Here is an 11,746-nt window from a genome sequence, read left to right on the forward strand (position 1 = left end):
CGAAGGCGGGAGCCCAGTCTGGGCTCCCGCCTTCGCGGGAGAACAAGGAGAGGCATTGCTCGGTTTATTGATCGCCTGCGCGCTGGTCCGTCCTAAGTTTCCACCCCGGCGGAGGCCGGGGCCCAATTGGAAAGGTTGCAGTAACGAAGCGCGCGCTCAGTTAGCCGCGTCTCCCAATTGGGCCCCGGCCTTCGCCGGGGTGGTGCTTAGTGGGGCGAGCGGGCGGGCTTGTATCAGTGCAGCTTCTTGGCCTTAGCCGGCTTCTTCGGCTCGGGCGTCTTTGGCGGTACCTTCTTCTCCGCCGCGTCCTTCGCACGCAACGCCGGCGCTGCGATCGCTGCCGCAATCCCAGCGATCACCGTCGCGCCGACCGCGATCGCGGTCTTCGGGTGTGACTTCACAGCATCCGTGGCCGTCGCGAGGCCAGCCTTGGCCGCGTCGGTCGCGTCCTCGACCCAGTCGCTGGTCGCCGCGGTCTTCTTCGTCTCGGGCTTCGGCTTGTGGTCGTCGTCGTGATGGACCTTGGCGTGCGGCATGGCGGAGTTGGGGATCGACGACATAGGGCTTGTCCTTCGGTAAGGGATGATGTCCGATAAACCGATCGCGTCCGTGACGGTTCCGTTACGGTCAGCGGCTTACCGTGCCAAACTCACCGTTTGCGGGTCAGTTCGCGCATCGCGTCGTCGAGCCCGGCGAGGCTCAGCGGGTACATCCGGTCGGTCATCAGTTCGCGGATGATCCGTACCGACTGCGAATAGCCCCATTGCGCCTCGGGCACCGGGTTGAGCCATGCCGCCGCCGGATAGGTGTTGGTCAGCCGCTGCATCCAGACCGCGCCCGGCTCCTCGTTGAAATGCTCGACCGAGCCGCCGGGGTGCGTGATCTCGTACGGGCTCATCGACGCGTCGCCGACGAAGATCAGCTTATAGTCGTGACCGTATTTGTGGAGAAGGTCCCACATCGGCGTGCGCTCGGCGAAGCGGCGCGTATTGTCCTTCCACACGCCCTCGTACGGGCAATTGTGGAAGTAGAAGAATTCGAGGTTCTTGAATTCGGTCGTCGCCGCCGAGAACAGTTCCTCGCAGAGCTTGACGAACGGGTCCATCGAGCCGCCGACGTCGAGGAACAGCAGCAGCTTCACCGCATTGCGGCGTTCGGCGCGCATGACGATGTCGAGATAACCTTGCCGCGCGGTGCCGGCGATCGTGCCGTCGATGTCGAGTTCGTCGGCGGCGCCGTCACGCGCGAAGCGGCGCAGGCGGCGCAGCGCGATCTTGATGTTGCGGGTGCCGAGTTCCTTGGTGTTGTCGAGGTTGCGGAACTCGCGCTGGTCCCAGACTTTCAGCGCGCGCTTGTGCGTGCTTTCGCCGCCGATGCGGACGCCTTCGGGGTTGTAGCCGCCGTTACCGTATGGCGATGTACCGCCGGTGCCGACCCATTTGTTGCCGCCCTGATGGCGTTCCTTCTGTTCCTCGAGGCGTTTCTTGAGCGTCTCCATGATCTCGTCCCACGAGCCGAGCGACTTGATCGCGGCCATTTCCTCGGGGGTCAGGAATTTCTCGGCGACCGCCTTCAGCCAGTCCTCGGGCACTTCGCCGGCCGGCGTGCCGTAGCTGGTGGCGAGGCCGCGGAAGACCTTGGCGAACACCTGGTCGAACTTGTCGAGCAGCCCCTCGTCCTTCACGTACACCGCGCGGGAGAGGTAGTAGAAATCCTCGGGCGTCCGCTCGATCACCTCGGCGTCGAGCGCCTCCAGCAGGATGAGGTGCTCCTTGAGGCTGGCGGGGATGCCGGCGCTGCGGAGTTCGTCGAGGAAGTTCAGGAACACGGGGTCACGTCCTCACTTGGTAGCCGCGATCGGCAGTTCGATGGCGCTGGGCTGCGCGGCCGAGTGGAAGACGCTGATCGTGGCCTTGCGGTAGTCGGCTGGTTTCGCGTCGAAGATGTTGGCGACGTAGGTCTGCGGGTTGCGGTCGTAGAGCGGGAACCAGCTCGACTGGACCTGCACCATGATGCGGTGGCCGGGCAGGAAGACGTGGTTGGCGTTGGGCAGCACGACGCGGAAATGCGTCGGTTGGCCGGCGACGATCGGCGTCGGCTTGTCGAACCCGTCGCGGTAGCGGCCGCGCAAAATGTCCATCGAGACGGCGAGTTGATAGCCGCCCATTTCCGGCTTGTCGGAATATTCGGCGGGGTAGACGTCGATCAGCTTCACCACGAAATCGCCGTCGGTGCCGGTGGTGCTGGCGATCAGGTCCGCGACGGGCGCGCCGGCGATCGCGACCGGGCTGGTCAGCGGCGGCGTCTGGTAGGTCAGGACGTCGGTGCGGTCGGAGAAGGGGCGCTGATCGTCGACCAGCCATTGCCGCCAGGTCGAGCCGGTCGCGTAGGTCGGGCGGATCGGGCGGAGGCGGTAGGGGATAGGCTTGGCGGGGTCGGAAATGTAGTCGTCGTGGCCGTCGCTCGCCGGGGCGGTGGCCCCGAGGCCGTTGGCGGGCTGGAAGTAGAGTTTCTGCATCGCCGTCGAGTTCGGCCAGCCAGCGAGCGTCTGCCACTGGTTGGTGCCGGTCTGGAACGCGGTGACGGGGGCGAGCGCGGTCGGTGTCGCGCCGGTCTTCAGCGCGCCGTCGAGGAACGGGAGCAGCACGTTCTTGCGAAACCAGAGCGCGGTGTCGGCGTCGAAGCGGATCGCGCCGAGCGTCGAGCCGTCGCCGTTCGCGCCGCCGTGCGCCCAGGGGCCGAGTGCGAGGTGGTTGACGTGGTTGGGGTCGACCTTCGACACCGCCTCATACGCCGCGACCGCGCCGTAGATGTCTTCCTGGTCCCATTGGCTGGCGACCCAGAGCGTCTGCACGGTCTGTGGCTGCTTCGGCAGGATCGTCTCGAGTGCTTGGCCTTGCCAGAATGCGTCGTAGGTCGGGTGATCGTGGAGGCGGTTGACGAACGGGAGCTGTCCGAGTCCGCGGCTCTTCACGAAATCACTGGCGGATCCAGCGCGGAGGAACGTGTCGTAGTCGTCGTACGCGTCGCGCCAGAGGTCGCCGGCTTCGCCCTTCGCCGCGTCCTGCGTGTAGTAATAATCGTAGCCGATCTGGCGGAAGGCGCCGCCGTGGAAGTCGTCGTCGCCCTTCCAGGTGTTGATCACCGGGTTCATCGGGACGGCGGCTTTCAGCGCGGGGTGCGGGTTCACTAGCGCCATCGCGGCCATCATGCCGTCATAGCTGCCACCGATGATGCCGACGCGGCCGTTGCTGTTCTTGAGGTTCTTCACGAGCCAGTCGATCGTGTCGTAGGCGTCGGTCGAGTGATCGACTTTGGTTGTGTTGAGCGGGCCGATCAGCGGGCGTTCGTTGATGTACGCGCCGTTCGAGCCGTTCTTGCCGCGGACATCCTCGAACACCCGGATATAGCCGGCGTCGAAGAACATCGCGTCGGACGCGCGCAGGTTCATCGCGCCGCTCGGGCTGGACGATCGGCTGGCGCTGCTTTCCGCGTTATACGGGGTGCGCTGGAGCAGGATGGGCGCGTCGGTGAGGCCCTTGCGTTGGACGATGACCGCGTGGAGCGTGACACCGTCGCGCATCGGAATGTCGACCTCGCGGCGGTCGAAGTCGAAGCTGGCGTTGGCGGGGACGAACTTGGCGGGGATGTCGCCACCGGGGGGCGGGGCCTTTTCCTTCTGCGCGCCGACGATCGCGGGGGAGGTGGTCGCGAGCAAGGCCAGCGTGATCGTCGTAAGAGCCTTTAACCGCATCGCTATCCTCACCGTCTTTTCAGCGACGGTGGTGGCACGGTTTGGCAGGTGGCAGCAATCCATTCGCGCCGTCATCCCGACGAATCACGCCGTCATCCTGACGAAAGTCAGGATCCAGAGCCATGAAGGGCGGCGTGCGTAACCCTGGATCCTGACTTTCGTCAGGATGACGGGGGCGTTGGTCCGACGGGAACGAGATTAGCGCGCGATCGGTTCGCCGCTTACCGGAACATACGCGTCGATCAGCGCGCCGACATAATCGGGGTTGCGGCTCGTCAGTTCGGCGGCGGCGTGCGCGTGACCGTAGATGAAGCCGTAGACCGGATACACCCCGCCACCGAGGCCATCCACATCCTTGTACCAGACCTTCACGTCGCTCCAGTCGTTGTTGCGCGAGACGTCGAACAGCGTGACGTCCTGTTCGGCATGGCCGCGCTCGCCGTTCTGGCGCGACCAGTTGGCGTGGGTGAGCATGACGACGCGCTTCTCGACCACCCGGCTGACCACCGCGACATGGCCGAACGGCAGGCGCGGGGTCTTGGCGAAGACGATGACCGCGCCTTCCTTCGGCTTGTGCGTGCGTTCGTACTTGCCATCGGCCTGCTCCCACCAGGTCCAGGCGTTGCCGTAGATCTGGATACCCGACGCGGCGCGGGCGAAGGGGACGCACTGGCCGACATAGTCGAGCAGAGAGGCGGATGCGGGGGCGGCCATGGCGATTGCCAGCAGTGCCGGCGCCCAACGACGGAAAGCATACAATCTCATGCCGTCACCTTGCCGGACAGGTATGGCATTATTGTTGCCGCAGATGGTTAATGTGCATCAATATCTAATCCGTCGGACTTTGCCGCGATCTGCTCGCCAATCGCCGTGACCGTCTCGACGAATTGCGGTCACAATGGCGCGGAATAGCTGAACGGACGGTGACGCCGATCCTGTTGATTTGAATACGTATAGTTCTGGAAAGCGGGCAGCGAAAACCGCCTTTGCCCACAATGTCTCCGAAGTGGTCGCGTATCGACGGACCGATCCCGGGATTTGCGCTCAAAGAGGCTACGTGGTTCCCCTATCGGAATACTCCGCTTGTCCGACTGAGTGATCACGGTTTAACCATAAAAGGATTGTGATCATGTCGGTCGATATCAGCGATACAATCGATGCAGTTGCGGCAGAAGCACTGCTGGCCAACGTTGTAGACTGGAAGCAGTATGACGGATTGCGCGTTACATCGCACACCAGCGGGGCAGTCTATCTGGTGATGTGGGGCCAGCTTCACTGGATCCCGGATCCCGCAACCTTCAACAGCGTGTTCAAGGACTGGAACGGGATCGTTAACAGCGATTACATCGTCGACAACATGCCGAAGGCATTGTCGCTGGCACCCGGTTCGTTCATCGCGATCAGCGGGGCGTCACCCGCCTGGTATTTCGTGACGCTCGGCAAGAAGCTGCACATCCCCGATCCAGCGACGGTGAACCGCTTCAACTTCCGCAGCCCGATCTCGCTGCCGCATCTGGCACTGGACTACATCCCGACGGGTCCGAACGTCACGTAACGCTTGAACTACCGGACCGGCGGCGGTGCTCACGCGCGGCCGCCGGTTCCTTTATGGTTTACCCCTGGTTCTTCTGGCGCTTCGCCATGAAGGCGAGGCGTTCGAACAGCATGACGTCCTGTTCGTTCTTCAGCAGCGCACCGTGCAGGGGCGGGATCGCCTTGGTCGGGTCGCGGTTCTGGAGGATGTCGAGCGGCATGTCCTCGTGCAGCAGCAGCTTCAGCCAGTCGAGCAGCTCGCTGGTCGAGGGCTTCTTCTTCAAGCCGGGTACGTCGCGGACGTCGTAGAACAGGTCCATCGCCTTGCCGACCAGAATCTTCTGGATGCCGGGGAAATGCACGTCGACGATCGCCTGCATCGTCTGGCGATCGGGGAACTTGATATAGTGGAAGAAACAGCGGCGCAGGAACGCGTCAGGCAGTTCCTTCTCGTTGTTCGAGGTGATGATGACGATCGGGCGCTCGACGGCGCGGACGGTTTCCTTGGTCTCGTAGACATGGAACTCCATCCGATCGAGTTCCTGCAACAGGTCGTTGGGGAACTCGATATCGGCCTTGTCGATCTCGTCGATCAGCAGGACGGGCGGGGCGGGCTGGGTGAACGCCTCCCACAGCTTGCCCTTGCGGATATAGTTGCCGATGTCGTGGACGCGTGCATCGCCGAGCTGGCCATCGCGCAGGCGGGCGACCGCGTCATATTCGTACAGGCCCTGCTGCGCCTTGGTGGTAGACTTGATGTTCCACTCGATCAGCGGCGCACCGAGTGCCTTCGCGATCTCGTAGGCGAGCACGGTCTTGCCGGTGCCGGGTTCGCCCTTGATCAGCAACGGGCGGCGCAGCGTCACGGCGGCGTTGACCGCGACTTTCAGGTCGTCGGTCGCGACGTAGCTCTGGGTGCCCTCGAAGCGCTTCATGCGATGTCCCGTCCGGTTCTGAATACCGGGTATGGATAGAGGGAATACGCGGCCTTGCGCAAGCGGTCAGAGATCGCCGCGGGCACTCGCCCTGGCTTCGAGCAGCGACCACAGGCCGCGGTGCTGCGCGAAAAGCTGTTGCGCGCCGAACAGGATCGCACGTTCGCAACTGGGTGACGCACCCAGCCTGGCGATCGAAGACGCCGTCTCGGATGCAGGCGGGAACGTCGAGGGCGGCATGGCCACGCCGAACCGTTCGGCGGCGGCATCGAGGACGCAGCGGATCGCCTTCCAGTCATGGATGAGGGCGGCGGCGGCACCCGTCGCGCATCCGGTCCGTTCCGACCGCGCCAGCATTTCGAGCGCGTGACGCTCGCCGACCAGTGCCAACTCGCTTTCGGCTTGGCCTGGCGTAGAGGGCAGGGGCCCGACTGCGGCAGTGAGTTGCGCCAGATATGCGCGTTCGCCGGCAAACCCGGCAGCGGCCGTGGCAAGCCACGCGACCGCATCCGATTGCACGCCGCGCGCAAGCACGTCGGCGATCATGCCGGGATGGTGGCCGTGGACCGCACACAAGGCGTGAACCGCGTCGGACAGGTTGCGCTGTGCCGGGCCTCCCGCGATCAGGCGAAGCATGTGGGGATGCGCGGCGCTGCCATCCGCCTCGCCCAAGCGAACGAGCGCGTCCCATGCGCTTGCCGGCCCGACCAATGTTACCGCGTTCGAAATCATCATACTCCGGACGTAATGCATCGCGGCAAGCGTCAGGCCGCACATCCTTATCGGCTTTTTCATTATACGAAGCGCGTAAAGACGTGGTTTACGCGCCATTAATTATCGCAAAGTGATTTGATTTCCGGCCCGCCGACCGATCTGTCCCTTTCAATTCGCACGAGATCCAGCCTTTACGCCGCCCCGCACCGTCGCGATAACGCGCCACGATTATCTACGGGCTGCCGGGACGTGTCCGGCGGCATGATCCCCACGGAGTCTACAGGATGCGCAAATGGTTGCTCGGGCTTGCACTTGCTTCGGTCGGAACCGCCGCGATGGCCGCTGATCAGGTCACGCCTGCGGCAGCACCTGCCGCTGGACCGGCCGAGCCCATCAGGCCGGTCGAGGCCGCCAAGCCCGGCGACCTGACGATGGCGCGCGTGTTCGGCAACCCCGACCTGTCGGGTTCGCAGCCTAAAGCGGTCCGGCTATCGCCCGACGGCACGTTGCTGACGTCCCTCCGCAACCGCGACGACGAGAAGGAGCGCTTCGATCTCTGGGCGGTCGATACCGCGACCGGGCAGGCGCGAATGCTGGTCGATTCGAAGACCGTCGGCAGCGGCGCAGAGCTGACAGAGGCCGAGAAGATGCAGCGCGAGCGGGCGCGGATCGGCGGGCAGAAGGGCATCGTCGCGTATGACTGGGCGCCCGATGGCAAGTCGATCCTCGTGCCGCTCGACGGCGACCTGTATCTCGCCGGGCTCGACGGCAAGGTGAAGCGGCTGACCAACACGCCCGGCGGCGAGCTGAACCCGGTGGTCAGCCCCAAAGGCAGCTTCGTCTCGTTCGTACGCGACCAGAACGTCTTCGTGCAACCTTTGAGTGGTGGCGCAGCGCGCGCGGTGACGACCGGCGGCGGGGGCGCGGTGCATTTCGGCGAGGCGGAGTTCGTCGCGCAGGAGGAAATGGATCGCCGCACGGGCTATTGGTGGTCCCCGGACGAGCAGTATGTCGCGGTCGAGCGGTTCGACGAGGCGCCGGTCCACACAGCCACGCGCGCGTCGATCGGCGCGACCGGGACCAAGGTGTACGAGCAACGCTACCCGGCGGCTGGTACGCCGAACGTGCTGGTCGACCTGTACATCATGAAGCCGGACGGTTCGGGTCAGGTGAAGGTCGATCTCGGCACCAACCCCGACATCTATCTCGCACGCGTCGACTGGACGCCGGATGGCCGGATGCTGCTGGTGCAGCGCCAGAGCCGTGACCAGAAGGTGCTGGAGATGCTGCGCGTCGATCCGGCGACTGGCAAATCCACCGTGCTGTTCACCGAGAAGTCGGGCGTGAAGAGCTGGCTCAACCTGTCCGATGCGTATCGGGTGCTGAAGGACGGCAGCCTGATCTGGCGCTCGGAGCGGAGCGGCTACGGCCAGCTCTACCGGTTCGCGTCGGGGAAATGGACGCAGCTTACGAAGGGCGACTGGGTCGTCACCGATCTGGTCGGTGTGGATGAAACCAAGGGGCGCCTGTTCTTCCTCGGCAACAAGGACGACGTGCTCGAGCAGCAGCTCTATTCGGTCGACGTCGCCAAGCCGAACGTCATCATCAAGCTGACCGAAGCGGGCTGGTGGAACAGCGCGACGATGGACGCGGCCGCAAGCCGGTTCATCATCTCGCGCTCGAACCCGAAGCAGCCGACGCAGGTGTATCTGGCGGATGCGACCGGCAAGCGGATTTCGTGGATCAACGAGAATGCGGTGGTCGAGGGGCATCCCTATTACCCGTATCTCGCCAGCCATCAGGAAACCAAGTTCGGGACACTGAAGGCCAAGAACGGCATGACGCTCCATTGGGAGATGATCACGCCGCCGCTGGAGCCGGGCAAGAAATACCCGGTGTTCTTCGAGCATTACGGCGGACCCGGTACCGGTCAGATCGTCACGCGTGGCTGGCAGGGCGCGCTGCCGCAGTATCTCGTCGATCGCGGCTACATCTATTTCAAGATCGACAATCGTGGCTCGTACAACCGCGGCAAGGCGTTCGAGGACCAGATCTATCATGCGATGGGGACGGTCGAGGTCGAGGACCAGCTGTCGGGTGCGAACTATCTGAAGTCGCTGCCGTTCGTCGAGCCGAGCAAGATCGCGACCTATGGCTGGTCATACGGCGGCTACATGTCGCTGAAGATGCTGGAGAAGACGCCGGGCGTGTATGCGGCCGCGGTCTCGGGCGCGCCGGTCACCGACTGGCAACTGTACGACACGCATTATACCGAGCGGTATCTCGGCGATCCGGCGAAGGACCCGGCGAGCTATTCGACGTCGGCGGCGGTCGAGGAGGCTAACAAGATCGTCGATCCGTTGCTGCTGATCCACGGCATGGCGGACGACAATGTATTCCTCGACAACTCGACCAAGGTTGCCGCGCGGATGCAGGCAGCGGCAACGCCGTTCGAGATGATGTTCTACCCCGGCTACACGCACCGCGTGGCGGGGCCGGGGATCAGCGAGCATGTCTGGGGGACGATCCTGAACTTCCTCGACCGGACGGTGAAGGACAAGCCGGTGCCCGAGGCAGCTGTGGTCCCGGTCAAGTAAACGCCGGTGCGGTTCGTCGAGACGTTTCACCTGTGGCCGTTCCTCGACACGGTGGTGAGCTATATCGCCGCGTTCGTGTTCGGGACGGTGATCGGGGCGGAGCGGCAATACCGCCAGCGGACCGCGGGGTTGCGGACGAACACGCTGGTCGCGCTCGGGTCGGCGGCGTTCGTCGATCTCGGCCAGCGGCTGGGCGGCGATGTCGAGTCGATCCGGATCATTGCCTATGTCGTGTCGGGGATCGGCTTCCTCGGCGCGGGCGTGATCATGAAGGAGGGGATGAACGTCCGCGGGCTGAACACCGCGGCGACCTTGTGGTGCTCGGCGGCGGTGGGGTCGTGCGCGGGGAGCGACATGATCGCGGAGGCGGGCTTGCTGACGTTCGTCGTGCTGCTCGCGAACACCGCGCTGCGGCCACTGGTCGACGGGATCAACCGGATCCCTACCGAGGGGCGGACGATCGAGGCTACCTACAGCGTGATGGTGACGGCGGCGGCGGGGGATGCCGGGCCGATCGGCGATCTGGTGGTCGAGCATCTCGAGGCTGTGCAGTTGCAGGTGGCGGAGCTGGACGTGACCGAGCGCGGGGAGGACCGGGTCGAGATCGCGGCGACTCTTGTGGCGACGAACGTGCCGGCGGAGGAGCTGGATGCGATCACGGATCACCTGGCGAAGGTGCATGGGATCGAGCATGCGACCTGGCAGGCAAGGACGCATGATTGAGGCGGGGGGGCGGATCTAGCTCTGCGCCTTCCCCAGCCACCACCCCGGCGAAGGCCGGGGCCCAACTGGGGAACGATGGTAACGAAGTGCGGTCCCCCTGTTACTGCAACCTTTCCAACTGGGCCCCGGCCTCCGCCGGGGTGGTGCTACTGCTGGGGCGGGTGCTGATCCATCTCGCTAAGCAAGCTTGTTCCCCCGCGAAGGCGGGGGCCCAGACTGGGCTCCCGCCTTCGCGGGAGAACACGGAAGGGAGGGGTTCCGTCTCCCAGGTCCGGCCAAACCTCGACTACCCCCAAACTCCCCCTATCCGCGCAACAAGTCGAAAGCCGTTGGACCTCGCCGCGCAACGTCGGTACTGCCCGCCCAAGTCCAATCGGAGTTAAGACATGGGTTATCGGGTGGTGGTCGCAGGGGCGACCGGCAATGTCGGGCGTGAGATCCTCAACATCCTGGCGGAACGCGAGTTTCCGGCGGATGAGATCGCCTGCGTCGCGTCGTCGCGCAGCCAAGGGTTGATGGTCGACTATGGCGACACCGGCAAGCAGATCAAATGCACGAACATCGAGCATTTCGACTGGAACGGCTGGGACATGGCGCTGTTCGCGATCGGCTCCGAGGGCTCGGCGATCTACGCGCCGATCGCTGCGGCTGCGGGCTGCGTGGTGATCGACAATTCGTCGCTCTACCGCATGGACCCCGACGTGCCGCTGATCGTGCCCGAGGTGAACCCCGAGGCGATCGACGGCTACCGCGTCAAGAACATCATCGCCAACCCGAACTGCTCGACCGCGCAGATGGTCGTCGCGCTGAAGCCGTTGCACGACGCGGCGAAGATCCTGCGCGTGGTCGTCTCGACCTACCAGTCGGTGTCCGGCGCGGGCAAGGCGGGCATGGACGAGCTGTTCGAGCAGAGCCGCAACATCTTCGTCGGCGATCCCGCAGAGCCCAAGCTGTTCACCAAGCAGATCGCCTTCAACGTGATCCCGCACATCGACAGCTTCCTCGACGACGGCTCGACCAAGGAAGAGTGGAAGATGGTCGTCGAGACCAAGAAGATCCTCGACAAGAAGATCAAGGTCACCGCGACCTGCGTCCGCGTGCCGGTGTTCGTCGGCCATTCGGAAGCGATCAACATCGAGTTCGAGAACGAGATTACGGCCGAGGAAGCGCAGAACATCCTCCGCGAGGCGCCCGGCATCATGCTGGTCGATAAGCGCGAGGACGGGGGGTACATCACGCCGATCGAATGCGTCGGCGACTTCGCGACCTACATCAGCCGCGTGCGCGAGGATCCGACCGTCGAGAACGGCCTGAACCTGTGGTGCGTCAGCGACAACCTCCGCAAGGGTGCCGCGCTGAACGCGGTGCAGATCGCCGAACTGCTCGGGCGCCGACATCTGCAGAAGGCGTAGTCGGGCGGGGCGATAGCGCCTCGACCACGCTCCAAAAGACCGATCGAAACCGCGTCGTCACCCCGTGTGACGGCGCGG

At 64.5% G+C, this 11,746-nt stretch carries 10 protein-coding genes; 4 read left to right on the plus strand and 6 right to left on the minus strand.

Annotation, left to right across the window (positions count from 1 at the left end; genetic code table 11):
* Nucleotides 1-233 precede the first annotated feature (233 nt).
* The 4 genes from O6X71_RS02815 to O6X71_RS02830 all read right to left on the minus strand — a co-directional run bounded on the left by O6X71_RS02815 (nt 234) and on the right by O6X71_RS02830 (nt 4,519).
* Entirely contained in the window at nt 234-560 is a 327-nt protein-coding gene (locus O6X71_RS02815) for a hypothetical protein (protein WP_353464342.1), read from the minus strand.
* 89 nt (nt 561-649) lie between these two features.
* Nucleotides 650-1,828: a vWA domain-containing protein gene (locus O6X71_RS02820; RefSeq protein ID WP_353464343.1), complete on the minus strand. Its 1,179-nt coding sequence runs from the start codon at nt 1,826-1,828 to the stop codon at nt 650-652.
* A 12-nt stretch (nt 1,829-1,840) separates the two neighbouring features.
* The gene (locus O6X71_RS02825; protein ID WP_353464344.1) at nt 1,841-3,754 is read right to left on the minus strand and encodes a CocE/NonD family hydrolase; all 1,914 of its coding nucleotides are present in this window, start codon (nt 3,752-3,754) and stop codon (nt 1,841-1,843) included.
* A gap of 198 nt (nt 3,755-3,952) precedes the next feature.
* Nucleotides 3,953-4,519 (minus strand): CHAP domain-containing protein, encoded by a 567-nt coding sequence (locus O6X71_RS02830; RefSeq protein WP_353464345.1) that lies wholly within the window; start codon nt 4,517-4,519, stop codon nt 3,953-3,955.
* Between the two features lie 364 nt (nt 4,520-4,883).
* Between O6X71_RS02830 and O6X71_RS02835 the strand changes: the two genes are divergently transcribed.
* Complete coding sequence (locus tag O6X71_RS02835) at nt 4,884-5,309, plus strand: hypothetical protein (protein WP_056482165.1); 426 nt, start codon at nt 4,884-4,886, stop codon at nt 5,307-5,309.
* A 58-nt stretch (nt 5,310-5,367) separates the two neighbouring features.
* Here the strand turns inward: O6X71_RS02835 and O6X71_RS02840 are convergent, their stop codons facing one another.
* Nucleotides 5,368-6,222 (minus strand): AAA family ATPase, encoded by an 855-nt coding sequence (locus O6X71_RS02840; protein WP_248520940.1) that lies wholly within the window; start codon nt 6,220-6,222, stop codon nt 5,368-5,370.
* A 66-nt stretch (nt 6,223-6,288) separates the two neighbouring features.
* Nucleotides 6,289-6,957: a DUF6975 family protein gene (locus tag O6X71_RS02845; protein ID WP_353464346.1), complete on the minus strand. Its 669-nt coding sequence runs from the start codon at nt 6,955-6,957 to the stop codon at nt 6,289-6,291.
* Between the two features lie 314 nt (nt 6,958-7,271).
* On the opposite strand from O6X71_RS02845, the gene O6X71_RS02850 reads away from it, so the two are divergent.
* The 3 genes from O6X71_RS02850 to O6X71_RS02860 all read left to right on the plus strand — a co-directional run bounded on the left by O6X71_RS02850 (nt 7,272) and on the right by O6X71_RS02860 (nt 11,668).
* On the plus strand, nt 7,272-9,533 hold the full coding sequence (locus O6X71_RS02850) for a DPP IV N-terminal domain-containing protein (RefSeq protein WP_435368453.1): 2,262 nt from the start codon (nt 7,272-7,274) through the stop codon (nt 9,531-9,533).
* A gap of 6 nt (nt 9,534-9,539) precedes the next feature.
* On the plus strand, nt 9,540-10,256 hold the full coding sequence (locus O6X71_RS02855) for an MgtC/SapB family protein (protein WP_353464348.1): 717 nt from the start codon (nt 9,540-9,542) through the stop codon (nt 10,254-10,256).
* A gap of 386 nt (nt 10,257-10,642) precedes the next feature.
* Nucleotides 10,643-11,668 (plus strand): aspartate-semialdehyde dehydrogenase, encoded by a 1,026-nt coding sequence (locus tag O6X71_RS02860; RefSeq protein ID WP_353464349.1) that lies wholly within the window; start codon nt 10,643-10,645, stop codon nt 11,666-11,668.
* Nucleotides 11,669-11,746 lie beyond the last annotated feature (78 nt).

It is taken from the genome of Sphingomonas faeni, assembly GCF_040407505.1.
GTDB classification, from domain to species: domain Bacteria; phylum Pseudomonadota; class Alphaproteobacteria; order Sphingomonadales; family Sphingomonadaceae; genus Sphingomonas; species Sphingomonas faeni_E.